This is a genomic window from Noviherbaspirillum denitrificans, from assembly GCF_002211445.1.
GTDB classification, from domain to species: Bacteria; Pseudomonadota; Gammaproteobacteria; order Burkholderiales; family Burkholderiaceae_D; genus Noviherbaspirillum; species Noviherbaspirillum denitrificans.
The window spans coordinates 2,016,453-2,034,010 of the sequence record NZ_LSTO01000001.1; the positions used below are offsets into that span (position 1 = coordinate 2,016,453).

A 17,558-nucleotide genomic window follows, 5' to 3' on the forward strand; every position below is an offset into this window, starting at 1 on the left:
CACGAAATCCATCTTTTGCACGTCCAGCAGCAGCTGGTCGTTTTCCTGGAATGCCCAGGTCGCCTGCATGTTCAGCGTCTCGAACGGCATGGCCGGTTCGCTGAAATAACCGGGAAGTTGCAGCACCAGCTTGCTGGAGGACAGCTGGAATGTGCCGCCGCGATCGTTCGCATCGACCCGGCCGGTCAGGTTGTCGAAACCGGGGATGGCCGGCACCGCCGCCTGCGCAGGCTCGCTTGCCGTCTTCAGCCGCGCCGGATGCGCCGGCTGGGGTTTGAGCGAGAGGCCAGCGAACTGTCCCTTGACGCTGTAGGCGGAAATAGCCGGATAGGCTCCGCTCCATTGCGCAGAAAAATCCTTCAGCACACCGCGCGGCGCGAAGTCGGCCAGCATTGCGCGCTGCTCCGCGGGCAACGGCAGGCGCTCCGCGAAACTGGCCATGGTTTCCAGATCGATCAGGCGCGCACGGATTTCCGTCTTTGCAGGGCGGCCTGCCTTGGCGGGAGCATAACTTTCACTGATCGTCGTGCGCGGCAGGAACAGACCGTCGTCGGTCTGCAATGTAAAATCGGTCAGCGAGATGGCGTGCCCGTTCTCGCCGAAAGATGGCGTGCCGTCTTCGCTGTCGGGGTTGAAATCCTCACGCACGGAAACACGTCCGTTGACCTCGGTCAGGTTCAGCTGGTCAAGGTCCTTGCGCAGGCGGGCGGACACATTCGACAAGGTGAGGTCGGCGGTAAAGTCCGCCACCTTCGCATGGTCGAACTGCAGCCACGCCCGCACCGAACCTTTCCCGCGCTGCATGTCGAGCGGGTAATCGAAGTAGGCACGCCATACCGTCAGGTCGGTATCGCGCAGGTCGGCGTACAGTTCGCCCTTCCAGCGCTTCATATCGGACATCGTGCCGGCGAAACGCGGATGCAGGAAGGATGCGCGAATATCGAGCGGCGCGGCATAGGCCGCCGGCGGCGTTGCCTTGAGCGCGAACCGGTGGTGGCGCCACTGGTTTTGCAGCAGGAAGTCGACCTTGTCGAGAACCAGCTCGGGGGCGCCGCGCTTTTCGTCGTTCCAGCGCAGCCGTCCGTCGCGGATCACGATCTCGCGCTGCGACAGCACCCAGTCCGCCCCCTTGCCGTCGCCTTCCTTGCCGGTGTCCACAAAAATGCCCGCGACGTACAGCCGGCCTTCCGCATCGCGACGGATGTCCATGTCGGGACGGCTGATCTCGAGCTGCTGGAGGCGCAGTTCGCCGAGGGCGAGCGTCAGCCAGGACAGCGTGGCCGATACCCGCGGCAGCGTCAGCGCGGGATTGCCGGACTTGTCATGGATGACCACCTTGTCCAGCGCCAGCCGAGGATGCAGTCCCGACCATGCGGCATCGATATCGCCGATCGTCACCCGATTGCCGATCGCGCGGCTTGCCAGCCTTTCCACGTCCGGCTTGTAATTGTCGATATTGGGCAACACGATGTAACGCAGCCCGAGTACCAATGCACAAAAAATAAAGTAAATGAGGACGGCGAGCTTGAGCAGCACGCCGAGTGTCCGGAAGGTCGCCGCGTTGGCGATTCGATAACATTCCAGGCTCGCCTGCCAGGCTGCGACGGCGCCGGCAGCGACCTTGTGCGGAATGAGCTTTGCGATGGACATCAATAAGGACAAGGACAGCGGAAAAACAGGCAGCGTACAATAGGGCCGGACAGGCGTTGCGAAACCATCATGTTCGCACGGATATCCCCTGCATGGAAACGCGGGCACCGATGATCGCACGACCATGCGCCCGCACAGACTCCCCTACCGACACTCCCTTTGATATTGTGACTCAATCCTATTTGACCAGTAACATTGCATCGCGGTTCTACGCGCGTTGGCTCAACGGAGACCCGGCGCGCGCGGGCATGGCGGCGGAAATTGCCGGATTATCCATGACACCTGCCGATTTTGCCCGGCTTTTACAAAAAGAAACAGAGGCCGGCATGCCCCTGCCGCGGGCGATGCGCAGGCTGCGCAACCTCGTCGTCTGCCACCTGATCGACCGCGACCTGACCGGCAAGGCCGGGCTGGACGAGGTGCTCAGGACCATCAGCGAGTTCGCCGACTTTGCCGTGCAAACGCACCTGGCCGCGCTGACGGCCGAGATGATCGAGGCGCACGGCACGCCGATCGGCAAGGAATCAGGCGAGCCGCAGGAAATGATCGTGCTCGGCATGGGCAAGCTGGGCGGCGGCGAGCTGAATGTCTCTTCCGACATCGACCTGATCTTCGTGTACCCGGAAAACGGCGACACGCAAACCACCACGCTGGAGCAGCGCCAGCTGTCCAACCATGAATTCTTCGTCCGCCTCGGCAAGAAGCTGATCGGCGCGCTGTCCGAGATTACCGAGGACGGTTTCACCTTCCGCGTCGACATGGCGCTGCGCCCGAACGGCGCGTCCGGGCCGCTGGCGGCAAGCTTCGGCATGGTGGAGGAATACCTGATCGTCCAGGGCCGAGAATGGGAACGCTACGCCTGGGTCAAGGCCCGTGCGATGACAGGACGTCCTTCGGATATCGCCACGCTCGAACAGATCGTGCGCCCCTTCGTGTACCGTCGCTACCTCGATTTCGGCGCCATCGAAGCCTTGCGCAACATGCATGCGCAAATCCGTGCCGAAGTCGTGCGGCAGGAAGCTCGCCATCCCGGACGCACCAACAACGTCAAGCTCGGTCGTGGCGGAATCCGCGAAGTCGAGTTCCTGGCGCAAGTTTTCCAGCTCATCCGCGGCGGCCGCGATGCCTCGCTGCGCGACCGCTCGACCCGGAAAACACTTACCACGCTGGTCGAAAAGAACCTGCTGACGGCCGAGGAAGTGACCCAGCTGCTGGACGCCTACACCTTCCTGCGCAACCTCGAGCATCGCCTGCAATACCTGGACGATGCACAGACTCATACGCTGCCGGCCAATCCGGAAGACCGGCTGACGGTCGCCAAGATGATGGGTTTCACAGACGTCGAAGCGATGCTGGAAGAACTCGACGCGCACCGCGCCATCGTCGCGGCGCAGTTCGATGCGATGTTTAGCGACAAGCGCAACGGCCAGGCCCAGGCGCCGGCAGCGGAGACACCTGCCCAGGCCACACTCTCGCACGACGACGGCCACGAGGCCATCGAGGCACGCCTCGCCGCGCTCGGCTTCGACGACGTGCCTGCTGCAACGCAGCGTCTCCTCGCAACCTGGCAATCGCCCAAGCTGGCCTCTCTGCCGGACGGCAGCCGCACCAAGCTGCAGGCGCTGGTGAATGCCGCCCTGCCCCAGATCGCCGCGCTGACCGATGCGCGCAGGGCGACGCTGGGCCGCCTGCTCGATTTCTTCGAAGCCATCGCCCGCCGCGCAGCATACCTCGCTCTGCTGACCGAGTATCCGCATACGCTCGGCCGCGTGATCCGCATGATGAGCGCCAGCGACTGGGCGGCGAAGTACCTGACCCGCCACCCGATCCTGCTCGACGAACTGCTCGAGGACCGCACATTGAATGCCGCGCCCGACTGGCAGGCCTTTGCCGGCGAAGTGCAACGCCAGCTCGACGCCGCCCATGGCGACACCGAACACCAGATGAACGTGCTGCGCGACCTGCACCATGCACAGCTGTTCCGCCTGCTGGCGCAGGATCTCGAAGGCACGCTGACCGTCGAGCGCCTCGCCGACCACCTTTCCGCGCTGGCCGATATCCTGGTCGAAGCCACGATCAGGGCTGTCTGGCAAACCATCCACAATCGTCACCGCGAAACGCCAAAGTTTGCCGTTGTCGCGTACGGCAAGCTGGGCGGCAAGGAACTCGGCTACGCGTCGGACCTGGACGTCATCTTCCTCTATGACGACGAAGACCAGGAAGCGCCCGCCCTGTACGCGAAACTCGCGCAGCGCTTCATTACCTGGATGACCAGCCATACCCCGGCCGGCATCCTGTTCGACATCGACATCGCGCTCCGGCCCGACGGCGCCAGCGGCCTGCTGGTGTCGCGCCTGGCTGCGTTTGAAAAATACCAGACCGCATCGGCCTGGGTATGGGAGCACCAGGCGCTGACCCGCGCCCGTTTCTGTGCCGGCGATACGGCCATCGGCGCGCGCTTCGAAGCGATTCGCGAGACCGTGTTGCGCCAGCCGCGCGAGGAAGGCAAGCTGCGCGCGGAAGTGCGCACGATGCGCAAGAAGATGCACGATGCCCATCCCAACCGCTCGACTCAGTTCGACCTGAAGCATGATGCGGGCGGCATGATCGACATCGAGTTCATCGTCCAGTACCTCGTGCTGCTGCATGCGTCACGCTTCCCGCAGCTGACAGCTGACATCGGCAACATCGCGCTGTTGAAGCTGTGCGGCGAGCTGGGCCTGATCGACACGACGTTGGCAAATGGTGTTGCCGACGCCTACCGGATGTTCCGCAAGCTGCAGCACCAGATCCGTCTGCAGGGCAACGACCGGGCACGCGTGGACATGGAACGCGTCGCAGCACAAAGTGAGCAGGTCAAGGCCTTGTGGAAAGCCACTCTGATGGAGGGTGTAACCGACTGACACGACGGCATATTCACATGCGGTATTTCCACGCCTGAACGAGTTGCATTTCTTTCATAAGCTACTATCTTGATTGAAGTACAAGTGCGTGGGAAACCCGGGCGTCCAAGCAGATGCCGGGAACCGGGGGTGCCGCATGAACAAGCCTAATGTCAAGGGGCAACGGATGGTTGCCTTGTTCCTCCTCGGGAACCTGTTGTTCAACTATCCGCTGCTCGCCCTGTTCAACAAGCCCTCGATGGTGCTGGGCATTCCCGTGTTGTACATCTATGTCTTCGGCGCATGGGCCGGGTTGATCGCTCTGCTGGCGTACGTTGCGGAGAAGAGGTGAGCGATGGCTTCCCTCCTCCGTCCAGCTGAGGGGACTGAATGATCCCGGGCGCCCTGATCGTTGTTGTGGCCTTTGCCTACCTCGGCCTGCTGTTTGCGGTGGCGTATTACGGCGACAAGGCGGCGGCCACCGGCAGGAGCGTCATTTCCAACGCCTACGTCTACTCCCTGTCGCTCGCGGTCTATGCGACGGCCTGGACCTTCTACGGCAGCGTCGGCCGCGCGGCCGGCAGCGGCATCGGCTTCCTCCCGGTCTACCTCGGGCCGACCATCATGATGACCGTGGGATGGCTGGTCCTGCGCAAGATCATCCGCATCGCCAAGGACAACCACATCACGTCGCTCGCCGACTTCGTCTCATCGCGCTACGGCAAAAGTGGCCTGCTCGCGGGACTCGTGACTACCATTGCCGTGGTCGGCGTCACGCCCTACATTTCCCTGCAGCTCAAGGCGATATCGGCCAGCTTCGATGTGCTGGTGAATTATCCCCACATTGCCGTAGCCGGCTCGACAGAATCGCTGCCGGTCTGGCAGGACACAGCTTTCTACGTCGCCATCATCCTCGCCGCGTTCACAGTTGTTTTCGGCACACGCCATATCGATGCGGCCGAGCGCCACGAGGGCATGGTCGCCGCCGTCGCCTTCGAATCGTTGGTCAAGGTGGTTGCCTTCCTGTGCGTCGGCGGTTTCGTGACCTGGGGCATGTACAACGGATTGCCGGACCTCTTTGGCAAGGCAGAGCAGCTTCCGCAAGCCAAGGCGGCCTTCATGATCGGCAATGACCGGATCGACGTCTACCACAGCTGGGCTTCGCTGTTTTCCGTGGCTCTCATATCCATGCTGGCCATTATTTTCCTGCCGCGCCAATTCCAGGTGGCGGTGGTGGAAAACGTCGACGAGGCGCATCTGGGCAAGGCCATCTGGCTGTTCCCGCTTTACTTGTTGCTGTTTAACATCTTTGTCCTGCCGATCGCGTTAGGCGGCATGCTGCATTTCGCCGGTACCGGCGTGAATCCGGATACCTTCGTCCTCACGCTTCCTCTTTCGCAGGAGAAACCGGCGCTGGCGCTGCTTGCCTTCATTGGTGGCTTCTCGGCGGCTACGGGGATGGTTATTGTTGAATCGATCGCGCTGTCGACCATGGTGTGCAACGACCTCGTCATGCCCGCATTGCTGCGCATCAAGCAACTCAAGCTGACCGAACGGAACGACCTGTCCGGCCTGCTGCTTGGCATCCGGCGCGTCACCATCATCCTTGGCATGCTGATGGGTTATGCCTATTACCGCTTCGCCAGCGAAGCCTATGCGTTGGTTTCCATCGGCCTGATTTCGTTCGCGGCGGTTGCCCAGTTCGCGCCCGCCGTGCTGGGCGGGATTTACTGGAAAGGCGCGACGCGGCCGGGGGCGCTGGCGGGGTTGGCCGCCGGCTTTACGCTATGGATGTACACCCTCATGATCCCTGCATTCGCGCGATCCGGCTGGCTCTCCATGGACCTGCTCACCCAGGGGCCGTTCGGCATCGAATTGCTGCGTCCGCTCCAGCTGTTCGGACTGAATGGCCTCGACGAGATCACACACGCAATGGTCTGGAGCATGCTCGCCAATGTCGGTGCCTTTATCGGCGCATCTGTCATGACCGGGCAGACGGCCATCGAGCAAACGCAGGCCGCGTTGTTCGTCGACGTGTTCAAGCATGAGCGCGGATCGCCGGAACAGGTGTGGCGGGCGCGCGGTTCGCTGCCCGAACTTCATGCCGTGCTCTCGCGCTTTCTCGGTCCGTCGCGCGCGAAAGCCACCTTTGCCGATTATGCAAAACGCCAAGGCCTGAAATGGCCTCGTGAAGCCGATGCGGAACTCGTGAGCGTTTCCGAGGCGCAATTGGCACGCGTCATCGGTGCTGCGTCCGCGCGGATCATGATCGCCTCCGTGATCGAAAAGGAACCGCTGCGCGACAGCCTCACCGGCCTGCCGAACCGTTCGCTGATGCTGGACAAGCTTAACGATGCAATTGAGCATGCACGGTCAAGCAACGATTACGGCTTTGCGGTGCTTTTCCTCTCGCTGGACCGTTTCCGCGTGATCACCGACAGCCTCGGGCGGCAGGTTGGCGACCAGCTGCTCATCAACGTGTCGCGTCGCCTGAGCGATGGCTTGCGGCTGGGCGACAGCGTCGGTCACCTCGGCGGCGACGACTTCGCGATCGTCGTGAGCAATGTGCACGATGCCGGCGAGGCCGAACGCTTCGCCGAACAACTGCAGGGCGCGCTCGTCAGCGCCTACACGCTCGAGACGTACGAGGTGTTCACGACTGCCAGCATCGGCATTGCCTTGGGCAAGCCGGGTTACACCGATCCGGCGGACATCCTGCGCGATGCGGAAACGGCGAACCACCGCGCCGTGGCGCGCGGCGGCGCCTGCACCGAGGTATTCGAGGCCAACCTGCGCGAACGCGCGGTCGCGCTGCTGGACATGGAAACCAAGCTGCGGCAGGCCGTACTCAAAGGTCGCGAATTCGAAGTCCACTACCAGCCCATCATCGCACTCGACACCGGGCACCTTTCCGGTTTCGAGGCGCTGGTTCGCATGCGGCGTGCAGACGGCACGCTGGTCTTGCCTAATGAATTCATCCGCATCACGGAAGAGACCGGTCTGATTGTGCACATCGGCCGCTGGGTGCTGCGCGAGGCCTGCCGGCAGATGCGCGCGTGGCAAATGAAGTTTCCGGAATATCCGCCACTGCAGATGAGCGTCAACCTTGCCGGCCGGCAGTTCGTGCAACCCAACCTCATGCAGCAGATCGAGCAAGTGCTGGACGAAACCGGACTCAATACCGACAGCCTGAAGCTGGAGGTGACCGAAACCGTCATCATGGAACACGTGGAAGAAGCCGCCGCCGTCCTGGTCAAGCTACGCGACAAGGGCATCAAGCTGCTGATGGATGACTTCGGCACCGGCTATTCATCGCTGTCCTACCTGCACCGGTTCCCGGTGAACACGCTGAAGATCGATGCGTCGTTCATCCGGCGCATGGATGAAAGCCGGCGCGAAGCCAACATCGTGCAGACCATCGTCACGCTCGCCCACACGCTGAACATGGACATCATTGCCGAGGGCGTCGAAACCGCCGCGCATCTCTCCCACCTGCGCGAGCTGGATGTCGAATATGCGCAGGGTTTCTACTTCTCTCCGCCGGTCGACAAGATCGCCGCGGAGGCGCTGATCTCGGACTGGCCGCGCTGGTAACAGGCACAAAAGAAAAACGCCCCGGCATGCGGGGCGTTTTGATTGTTGCGAACGTGGATTACTTCGCGTTCATCAGTGCCACGGTGGTGTCGAGCATACGGTTGGAGAAGCCCCACTCGTTGTCGTACCAGGAGGACACCTTCACCAGGCGGCCGGAGACCTTGGTCAGGGTAGCGTCGAAGTTGCTCGATGCCGGGTTGTGGTTGAAGTCCACGGAGACCAGCGGATCGGTGTTGTAGGTCAGGATGCCCTTCAGCGCGCCGCTTGCCGCAGCGTCCTTCATGATCTGGTTGACTTCGTCGACGGTGGTGTCACGTGCGGCAACGAAGGACAGGTCAACGATGGAAACGTTGATGGTCGGCACGCGGATTGCGAAGCCGTCCAGCTTGCCGTTCAGTTCCGGCAGCACCAGGCCGACAGCGGCAGCAGCACCGGTCTTGGTCGGGATCATGGACTGGGTCGCAGAACGGGCGCGGCGCAGGTCTTCATGCATCACGTCGGTCAGCACCTGGTCGTTGGTGTAGGCGTGCACGGTGGTCATCAGGCCGTTCAGCACACCGATCTTCTCGTGCAGCGGCTTGACCAGCGGGGCCAGGCAGTTGGTGGTGCAGGAAGCGTTGGAGATGACGGTGTCGGAGGCCTTCAGCACATCCTGGTTGACGCCGAACACGACGGTTGCGTCCACATCCTTGCCGCCCGGCGCGGAGATGATCACCTTCTTGGCGCCGCCCTTCAGGTGGGCCGATGCCTTTTCCTTGGTGGTGAAGAAGCCGGTGCACTCGAGCACGACGTCGACGTTCAGCTCGCCCCAGGGGATCTGGGCCGGATCGCGCTGCGCAAACACCTTGATCTTGTCGCCGTTGACGATCATGAATTCGCCGTCGACTTCAACGGTACCCGGGAACTTGCCGTGGGCGGTGTCGTAGCGGGTCAGGTGGGCATTCGATTGGGCATTGCCCAGGTCGTTGATGGCAACGATCTGGATGTCTTGCTTCTTGCCGCCTTCGTAGAATGCACGAAGGACGTTGCGGCCGATGCGGCCATAGCCGTTGATTGCGACGCGAATAGTCATGGTTTTCTCCTGAACGTGTTTAAGCTAGAACCGATTTCACCTTGGCGACGACATTGTCCGTCGTAAAGCCAAAGTGCTTGAACAGCACACCCGCCGGCGCCGATTCGCCGAAGGTGTCGATACCGACGACGGCACCTTCGAGGCCGACGTACTTGTACCAGAAATCAGTCACGCCGGCCTCGATGGCGACGCGCGGCAGGCCCTTGGGCAGCACGCTTGCCTTGTAGGCGGCATCCTGGCGGTCGAACAGGTCGGTGCTGGGCATCGACACGACGCGAACCGGGATGCCTTGCTTGGCGAGTTCGTCCGCGGACTTCAGCGCCAGCTCGACTTCCGAACCGGTGGCGAGCAGGATGGCCTTCGCGCCTTCCGCGTCGCGCAGCACGTAGCCGCCGCGGTTGATCGCGACAACCTGCTCCGGAGTACGCTCGACGTACGGCAGGTTCTGGCGCGAGAAGATCAGGGTGGTCGGGCCATGGCGGCGGGCGACGGCGTGCTTCCATGCGATTGCCGATTCGACCGTGTCGCACGGACGCCAGTTCTCCAGGTTGGGGATCAGGCGCAGGCTGGAGACGTGTTCGACCGACTGGTGGGTCGGGCCGTCTTCGCCGAGACCGATGGAATCATGGGTGAAGACGAAGATCGAGCGGACCTTCATCAGCGCCGCCATGCGGATTGCGTTGCGGCTGTAGTCGGAGAAGGTCAGGAAGGTGCCGCCGAACGGGATGTAGCCGCCGTGCAGGGTGATGCCGTTCATGATCGCGCTCATGCCGAATTCGCGCACACCGTAGTTGATGTGGTTGCCGGCCTTGTCCGCGCGGACCGCGACGCATTCCTTCCAGTTGGTCAGGTTGGAGCCGGTCAGGTCGGCGGAGCCGCCGAGGAATTCCGGCAGCGACGGCGCCAGGGCCTGGATGGCGTTCTGGCTGGCCTTGCGCGTAGCGATGGTTTCCTTCTTTTCGACGCAGGTCTTGATATACGCATCGACCACGTCATTGAAATTGCCCGGCAGTTCGCCCTTCATGCGGCGCAGCAGCTCGCCGGCTTCTTGCGGGAAGCGCTCGCTGTAGGCCTTGAACAGTGCATCCCATTCACCTTCCAGTTTCTGGCCGGAAGCCTTGGCATCCCATGCGCCATAGACGTCTGCCGGAATCTCGAACGGTGCATGCGGCCAGCCGATTGCTTCGCGAGTGGCGGCGATTTCCTTGTCGCCCAGCGCGGCGCCGTGCACGTCGTGGGTGCCTGCCTTGTTCGGGCTGCCCTTGCCGATGACGGTCTTGCAGCAGATCAGGGTCGGCTTGTCGGATTTCTTTGCAGCGGCGATCGCGGCTTCAACGGCGGCAACGTCATGGCCGTCGACGTTGCGGATCACGTTCCAGTTGTAGGCTTCGAAGCGCTTCGGCGTGTCATCGATGAACCAGCCTTCGACGTGGCCGTCGATGGAAATGCCGTTGTCGTCGTAGAGCGCGATCAGCTTGTTCAGGCGCAGTGCACCGGCGAACGAGCAGGCTTCATGCGAAATGCCTTCCATCAGGCAACCGTCGCCGAGGAAGACATAGGTGTGGTGGTTGACGACGTCAAAGCCGGGCTTGTTGAACTCAGCTGCCAGCAGGCGCTCCGCGAGTGCCATGCCGACTGCATTGGTGATGCCCTGGCCGAGCGGGCCGGTGGTGGTTTCGACGCCCGGGGTGATGTGTACTTCCGGGTGGCCGGCGGTCTTGGAATGCAGCTGTCGGAAGTTCTTGATCTCTTCCATCGGCAGGTCGTAGCCGGTCAGGTGCAGCAGCGCATAGTGCAGCATGGAACCGTGGCCGTTGGAAACGACGAAGCGGTCGCGATCGATCCAGTGCGGGTTCGCCGGATTGTGGCGATAGTGTTTTGCCCACAGGGCGACGGCGATCTCTGCCATGCCCATCGGCATGCCGGGGTGACCGGAATTCGCCTTCTGGACGGCGTCCATCGCCAGCGCGCGGATCGCGTTGGCCATTTTGCTGGTGGGGAGAGAAGAAGTCATGTCAAATCAGGTATGTGGCGGGTCTTGGAGCGGACTCCGGTTCGCGGAACCGGCGGATGCAAAGCCCGTTATTTTACCAGACTGAACCAACCGGAATTACAATCGGGGAGATTCCGTTTTGCCAACACCAGCCATGAATATCGCTCACCCGGCACGGATCGTCTTGATGCCCGTCCATTTCCTTGTCGGGAACACAACACAAATGTTGTCAATGCTGAAATGATCAATTGAACCATGGCCCGATTCTTCTGCCCCATCCCGCTCGCGATCGGCGCGACCGTCACGCTGCCGGATGCAATCGCACACCATTTGCACGTCCTGCGGCTGCCCGCCGGCGAGTCCATCACGCTGTTCAATGGCGAAGGGGGCGAATATGCGGCGACGCTTGTGGCCGTCGAGAAAAAGCGGGCGTTGGCGGAGGTGAAGGCTTTTTCCCCGCGCGAGGCGGAACTGCCCTACTCCATTACCATTGCGCAGGCATTGCCCGAAGGGACAAAGATTGACTGGATCATCGAAAAGGCGGTGGAACTCGGCGCGGCGGCAATCCAGCCATTGGCCGCGCAACGTTGCGTCGTGAAGCTGAACGCCGAACGTGCCGCCAAGAAACTCGAACACTGGCGCGGGATTGCCGCCTCCGCCGCCGAGCAGAGCGGCCGCAACCGGCTGTTGCACATCTCCGAACCGGCAGCTTTCGACGACTGGGTCGAACAACAAAACCTGCACACCCGCATCATGCTTTGCCCGCGCGCCACGCAATCATTTTCCGAATGGGCGCGCCACCATCCGCCGCAGGCTGTCTCGCTGCTCGTCGGACCGGAAGGCGGTTTTTCCGACCAGGAAGAAAACTTTGCAGTCGCCCGTGGTGTGCTCCCGCTATCCATCGGTCCGCGTGTTTTGCGCACCGAGACCGCCGCCCTCGCCGCCCTCGCTGCGCTCAATGCAGTGTGGGGAGAAATGTAGGCTTCGTTCTACCCGGATCAAACTTCGAGCGAATTCCTCTGCGGCACGCCTGTGTTTCTTCTATGGTTGAGCTTTTGACGGCCGGTTCAGGAGGTGCGGGATGGGTATTCTCGACAAGGCAATCGACATGCTGGGCGGCAATCAGCTGCCGATGATGGATTCGCGGATGAAACTGATGCAGGCGGCACTGTCGCTCCTCGCGAACAATGGCCAGGCCGGCGGCGTTCATGGCCTGGTGCACCAGTTCAACGAGGCCGGGCTGGGCAATGTGATCCAGTCGTGGATCGGTACAGGGCAAAACGTGCCGATAACAGCGGATCAGATGCAGCAGGTACTCGACCCAGGACAGCTCAGCCAGATTTCCGAGGAAACCGGCTTGCCCGAACCCGAAGCCGCCAGCCAGCTCGGCGACATGCTGCCCGACCTGATCGACAAGCTGACGCCGGCCGGCCATGTTCCTCCGGGCGGCCTGGGCAACATGAGCAGCCTGCTCGATCATTTCCTGGGACGCTACCACTGATGGCAGGCCATTGCGTTATCCGCGACAATGCGCGATATGCAATGGCTCAAACAACTCTTCAACCGCCGCAAACCCGATATTCCCGCACCGCTCTGGGCCGATTGCCTGGAGCGTCTGCCTTTCCTCGATCGTCTGGATGAGGACGCGCTGTTGCGCCTGAAGTCGCTATGCGAGGAACTCCTTGCCAAAAAGACATTCACAGGCGCGGCCGGTTTTGAACTGACGGATGAAGTAGCTGTCCTGATCGTTGCGCAGGCAGCCTTGCCGGTGCTCAACCTGACGCTCGACCTGTACGACGACCTGTCCGGAATCGTGGTCTACCCGTCCGCCTTCATGATTCCGCAAAGCGAGATGGATGAAGCCGGCGTGGTCCACGAATGGCACGAGCCGGCCTCGGGCGAAGCGGTGCATGCGGGCGGCGCGGTCGTCCTGTCCTGGGAAGACGCCCGGGAAATCGATGCGCCGGGGTACAACGTGGTCATCCACGAGTTCACCCACAAGATCGACATGGCGCGGGGTTCCGCCAACGGCTGCCCGCCGTTCCTGGCGGATTTTCATCGTGAAATTGATCCGGCGCAGTGGAAAAAGGCGTTTTCGCAAGCCTACGACGACTTCCTGCGCCGCGTGGATGCGCGCGACGTGCAGCTACCAGCCGATTTCGACGACGAACGGCCAGAACACGCCGCCCTTTACGACGCGCTATTCGGCGACCTGCCGCTCGATCCTTACGCCGCGCGGCATCCGGCGGAATTCTTTGCAGTTGCCTCGGAAGCCTTCTTCGTGCTGCCCGAGCCGCTGGCGGAGGACTATCCGGAGGTATTCAGGCTGCTGTCCCTGTATTACCGGCAGGATCCCCTTTAAACGCCCCTTGCGGAAAAGAAAAGCCGCCGAAAGCATTTATAATCGTAGGTTTTCCGTAAACCCCGGATCGACCTGCATGAAGGTATTTCGCGGACTACCCAACGCTGCATCGCGGGCTGCATGTGCACTCACGATCGGCAACTTCGACGGCGTCCATCGCGGCCACCAGGCGCTGCTTGCGCGCGTGCGTGAAGCCGCGACGCGGCTCGGCGTCGAAGCTGCCGTCATGACCTTCGAGCCGCACCCGCGTGAATTCTTTGCGCGCATGGCTGGCGACTTGTCCAGGGCGCCCACCCGTATTGCCAACCTGCGCGACAAGCTGCAGTCGCTGGAAAACGCCGGCGTGGATCGCGTCATCGTCGAACACTTCAACGCGCATTTCGCATCTATGTCGCCGCAGGACTTCGTCGAAAAAGTCCTGGTGCAGGGACTGCACGTGAAGTGGCTGATGGTCGGCGAAGACTTCTGCTACGGCGCCAAGCGCGCCGGCAACGTCGCCACCCTGGTCGAGGCCGGCAAGAAGTACGGTTTCGAAGTCGAAGCACTGCCCACCGTCATGAACGAAGGCACACGCATCTCGTCCTCGGCCGTACGCGCCGCGCTTGCCGACAGCAACTTCGCCCTCGCCGCGCAACTGCTCGGTCATCCCTACGCCGTGTCCGGCCACGTTGCGCACGGCAAGAAGCTGGGCCGCACGATCGGTTTCCCGACCATGAACCTGCGCATCACGCACAAGCGACCGGCCATTTCGGGCGTCTTCGTGGTGCAGGTGCACGGACTCGCCGACAAGCCGCTGCCCGGCGTCGCCAGTCTCGGCGTACGGCCGACCATTGAGGATGCGGGCCGGGTGCTGCTCGAGACCTATGTGTTCGACTACAACGAGCAGTGCTACGGCAAGGTGGTGCGCGTGGAATTCCTGAAGAAGCTGCGCGACGAGGAAAAATACGTCGACCTGCCCACGCTGACCGCCGCCATCGAACGCGACGCGCAGCAGGCGCACGACTTCTTCACGGCGCGCGAAGCCCAGGCGAGTTCCGCCACCGACCGAATTTGACGATCAGACACGCCAGCCCTCACGGCACTGTTTGATCCACCCGATTTTTAAGACAGAAACCATCATGTCCGAGCAAAAAAACAAGTACCCGGTCAACCTGATCGACACGCCCTTCCCGATGCGCGGCGACCTCGCCAAGCGCGAACCCAAGTGGGTCAAGGAATGGCAGGAAAAGAAGATCTACCAGCGTATCCGCAAGGCATCCGCGGGACGTCCGAAGTGGATCCTGCACGACGGCCCGCCGTACGCGAACGGCGACATCCACATCGGCCACGCCGTCAACAAGATCCTCAAGGACATGATCGTCAAGTCGCGCAACATGGCGGGCTTCGATGCGCAGTACGTCCCCGGCTGGGACTGTCACGGCATGCCGATCGAAATCCAGATCGAGAAGCAGTTCGGCAAGCACCTGCCGACCGCAGAAGTGCAGGCCAAGTCGCGCGCCTACGCCAGCGAGCAGATCGAGCGCCAGAAGAAGGACTTCATCCGCCTCGGCGTGCTCGGCGACTGGGACCGTCCGTACAAGACGATGGAATTCCGCAACGAAGCCGATGAAATCCGCGTGCTGGGCAAGATCCTCGACAAGGGTTATGTGTACCGCGGCCTGAAGCCGGTGAACTGGTGCTTCGACTGCGGCTCTGCGCTGGCGGAAGCGGAAGTGGAATACCAGGACAAGCGCGACCCGGCGATCGACGTCGGCTTCCCGTTCGCCGAACAAGACAAGCTGGCGCATGCCTTCGGCCTCGATAAGCTGCCGACCGACAAGGGCTACGCGGTGATCTGGACCACGACGCCGTGGACCATTCCCGCCAACCAAGCGCTGAACGTGCACCCGGAACACCGCTACGCGCTGGTGCAGACCGAGCGCAACGGCGAAACCATCCTGCTGCTGCTCGCCGCCGAACTGGTTGCATCCTGCCTGCAGCGCTATGGCCTGGAAGGCAAGATCATTGCCACTTGCGGCGGCGAAGCGCTGTCGATGATCAAGTTCAAGCATCCGTTTGCGAACGCCGACAAGGGCTACGACCGCTACTCGCCGATCTATGTCGGCAACTACGTCACGCTCGACACCGGTACCGGCATCGTGCACTCCGCGCCTGCGTATGGCCTGGATGACTTCGTGTCCTGCAAGTCGCACGGCATGAACGATGACGAAATCCTGAAGCCGGTGATGGGTGACGGCAAGTACGCGTCCTGGCTGCCCTTCTTCGGCGGCATGACCATCTGGGAAGCATCCAAGCCGATCTGCGCCAAGCTGGAGGAAGTCGGCTCGCTGTTCAAGCTGGTGATGTTCGACCACAGCTACATGCACTGCTGGCGCCACAAGACCCCGATCATCTACCGCGCAACCTCGCAATGGTTCGCGGGCATGGACGTGACGCCGAAGGACGGCGGCAAGAGCCTGCGCGAAACCGCGCTGGCCGGTGTCGAGGCAACGGCCTTCTTCCCCGCCTGGGGCAAAGCGCGCCTGCACGGCATGATCGCCAACCGCCCGGACTGGACCCTGTCGCGCCAGCGCCAGTGGGGCGTGCCGATGGCCTTCTTCGTGCACAAGGAAACCGGCGAACTGCATCCGCGCACGCCGGAACTGCTCGAAGCCGTAGCCAAGCTCGTCGAAAAAAACGGCATTGAAGCCTGGCAGGCGCTCGATCCGAAGGAGCTGCTCGGCGCGGACGCCGAGATGTACGTGAAAAACAAGGACACGCTGGACGTGTGGTTCGACTCCGGCTCCACGCACCAGACCGTGCTGCGCGGCTCGCATGCCGACGAATCCCACTTCCCGGCCGACCTCTATCTGGAAGGCTCGGACCAGCACCGCGGCTGGTTCCATTCCTCGCTGCTGACCTCGTCCATGACTGATGGCCAGCCGCCCTACAAGGCGCTGCTGACCCACGGTTTCGTGGTGGATGGCGAAGGCAAGAAGATGTCCAAGTCCAAGGGCAACGTCGTCGCGCCGCAAAAGGTGTCCGATTCGCTGGGCGCGGAAATCCTGCGCTTGTGGGTCGCCTCGACCGACTACTCGGGCGAGCTATCGATCTCCGACGAAATCCTCAAGCGCGTCGTGGAAGCCTACCGCCGCATCCGCAACACGCTGCGCTTCCTGCTGGCCAACACGTCCGACTTCGATCCGAAGAAGGATGCGGTGCCGGCGGCCGAGCTGTTCGAGATCGACCGCTACGCGATCGCGCGCATGGCGCAATTGCAGGGTGAAATCCTGCAGCACTTCGAGGTGTTCGAGTTCCACCCGGTGGTTGCCAAGCTGCAGATGTACTGCTCGGAAGACCTCGGCGGTTTCTACCTCGATATCCTGAAGGACCGTCTCTACACCTGCGGCACGACCTCGAAGGCGCGCCGCTCCGCGCAGACCGCGATCTGGCACATCACCCATGCGCTGCTGCGCGTGATGGCGCCGATGCTGTCCTTCACGGCGGAAGAAGCCTGGGCCGTGTTCGCCGGCAAGGAAGGTTTTGCCGAGAGCGACGAAACCATCTTCACGCAGACCTACTACGCGCTGCCCGAAGTGGCGGACGGCGCCGCGCTGCTGGACAAGTTTGCCGCGCTGCGCGAACTGCGCGCCGAAGTCACCAAGCAGCTGGAAGAAGTGCGCGTTGCCGGCGGCATCGGCTCGTCGCTGCAGGCGGAAATCGAGATCAAGGCCAGCGGCGACAAGCTGGCCCTGCTGGAAAGCCTCGGCGATGACTTGAAGTTCGTCTTCATCACCTCGCAGGCCAAGGTGACGAAGGTCGCAAGCGAAGCGGAGGAAGGTGTGGTCGTGACGCCGTCTTCGCAACAGAAGTGCGAACGCTGCTGGCACTATCGCGCGGATGTCGGCGCGAATGCCGAGCATCCTTGCCTCTGCGGCCGCTGCGTGAGCAACCTGTTCGGCCAGGGCGAAACCCGCAAGTTCGCTTAAATCCCCTTTGGCATTCCCGCTGCGGCGGGCATGCCGC

The 17,558-nt window shown here is 62.3% G+C and carries 11 protein-coding genes; 8 read left to right on the forward strand and 3 right to left on the reverse strand.

Annotated elements, in window-relative coordinates; translation table 11 throughout:
* On the reverse strand, positions 1–1,650 hold a 1,650-nt coding region (locus AYR66_RS09925), incomplete at its 3' end, for a YhdP family phospholipid transporter (RefSeq protein ID WP_337366885.1).
* Between the two features lie 110 nt (positions 1,651–1,760).
* Between AYR66_RS09925 and glnE the strand changes: the two genes are divergently transcribed.
* The 3 genes from glnE (at position 1,761) to AYR66_RS09940 (ending at position 8,126) form a co-directional block, all read left to right on the forward strand.
* Positions 1,761–4,553, forward strand: a complete 2,793-nt coding sequence (gene glnE, locus AYR66_RS09930; protein WP_088707363.1) for a bifunctional [glutamate--ammonia ligase]-adenylyl-L-tyrosine phosphorylase/[glutamate--ammonia-ligase] adenylyltransferase — start codon at positions 1,761–1,763, stop codon at positions 4,551–4,553.
* Between the two features lie 136 nt (positions 4,554–4,689).
* Positions 4,690–4,884 carry a hypothetical protein gene (locus AYR66_RS09935; RefSeq protein ID WP_088707364.1) on the forward strand — a complete coding sequence of 65 codons (195 nt, stop codon included), beginning with the start codon at positions 4,690–4,692 and terminating at the stop codon, positions 4,882–4,884.
* Positions 4,885–4,922: 38 nt separating this feature from the next.
* Entirely contained in the window at positions 4,923–8,126 is a 3,204-nt protein-coding gene (locus tag AYR66_RS09940) for an EAL domain-containing protein (protein WP_088707365.1), read from the forward strand.
* A 58-nt stretch (positions 8,127–8,184) separates the two neighbouring features.
* Here AYR66_RS09940 and gap read toward each other — a convergent pair whose 3' ends face one another.
* Both gap and tkt read right to left on the reverse strand, forming a co-directional pair.
* Positions 8,185–9,198 carry a type I glyceraldehyde-3-phosphate dehydrogenase gene (gap, locus tag AYR66_RS09945; RefSeq protein ID WP_088707366.1) on the reverse strand — a complete coding sequence of 338 codons (1,014 nt, stop codon included), beginning with the start codon at positions 9,196–9,198 and terminating at the stop codon, positions 8,185–8,187.
* Between the two features lie 19 nt (positions 9,199–9,217).
* Positions 9,218–11,212 carry a transketolase gene (tkt, locus tag AYR66_RS09950; RefSeq protein ID WP_088707367.1) on the reverse strand — a complete coding sequence of 665 codons (1,995 nt, stop codon included), beginning with the start codon at positions 11,210–11,212 and terminating at the stop codon, positions 9,218–9,220.
* Positions 11,213–11,446: 234 nt separating this feature from the next.
* Here tkt and AYR66_RS09955 point away from each other — a divergent pair, with 234 nt between their 5' ends.
* From AYR66_RS09955 to ileS, 5 genes are all read left to right on the forward strand, one after another.
* Complete coding sequence (locus AYR66_RS09955) at positions 11,447–12,172, forward strand: 16S rRNA (uracil(1498)-N(3))-methyltransferase (protein WP_088707368.1); 726 nt, start codon at positions 11,447–11,449, stop codon at positions 12,170–12,172.
* A 100-nt stretch (positions 12,173–12,272) separates the two neighbouring features.
* Positions 12,273–12,692, forward strand: coding sequence for a YidB family protein (locus tag AYR66_RS09960; protein WP_088707369.1), 420 nt, complete (start codon positions 12,273–12,275; stop codon positions 12,690–12,692).
* A gap of 36 nt (positions 12,693–12,728) precedes the next feature.
* Entirely contained in the window at positions 12,729–13,553 is an 825-nt protein-coding gene (locus AYR66_RS09965; protein ID WP_088709724.1) for a M90 family metallopeptidase, read from the forward strand.
* 76 nt (positions 13,554–13,629) lie between these two features.
* Complete coding sequence (locus AYR66_RS09970; protein WP_088707370.1) at positions 13,630–14,607, forward strand: bifunctional riboflavin kinase/FAD synthetase; 978 nt, start codon at positions 13,630–13,632, stop codon at positions 14,605–14,607.
* A gap of 64 nt (positions 14,608–14,671) precedes the next feature.
* Entirely contained in the window at positions 14,672–17,521 is a 2,850-nt protein-coding gene (gene ileS, locus AYR66_RS09975; RefSeq protein ID WP_088709725.1) for an isoleucine--tRNA ligase, read from the forward strand.
* Positions 17,522–17,558: the final 37 nt, after the last annotated feature.

Excerpts from the sequence above, each read along its gene's own strand:
- glnE (WP_088707363.1), top strand. The coding sequence starts at position 1,761 with ATGATCGCACGACCATGCGCCCGCACAGACTCCCCTACCGACACTCCC.
- AYR66_RS09935 (WP_088707364.1), top strand. The coding sequence starts at position 4,690 with ATGAACAAGCCTAATGTCAAGGGGCAACGGATGGTTGCCTTGTTCCTC.
- AYR66_RS09940 (WP_088707365.1), top strand. The coding sequence starts at position 4,923 with ATGATCCCGGGCGCCCTGATCGTTGTTGTGGCCTTTGCCTACCTCGGC.
- gap (WP_088707366.1), bottom strand. The coding sequence starts at position 9,198 with ATGACTATTCGCGTCGCAATCAACGGCTATGGCCGCATCGGCCGCAAC.
- tkt (WP_088707367.1), bottom strand. The coding sequence starts at position 11,212 with ATGACTTCTTCTCTCCCCACCAGCAAAATGGCCAACGCGATCCGCGCG.
- AYR66_RS09955 (WP_088707368.1), top strand. The coding sequence starts at position 11,447 with ATGGCCCGATTCTTCTGCCCCATCCCGCTCGCGATCGGCGCGACCGTC.
- AYR66_RS09960 (WP_088707369.1), top strand. The coding sequence starts at position 12,273 with ATGGGTATTCTCGACAAGGCAATCGACATGCTGGGCGGCAATCAGCTG.
- AYR66_RS09965 (WP_088709724.1), top strand. The coding sequence starts at position 12,729 with ATGCAATGGCTCAAACAACTCTTCAACCGCCGCAAACCCGATATTCCC.
- AYR66_RS09970 (WP_088707370.1), top strand. The coding sequence starts at position 13,630 with ATGAAGGTATTTCGCGGACTACCCAACGCTGCATCGCGGGCTGCATGT.
- ileS (WP_088709725.1), top strand. The coding sequence starts at position 14,672 with ATGTCCGAGCAAAAAAACAAGTACCCGGTCAACCTGATCGACACGCCC.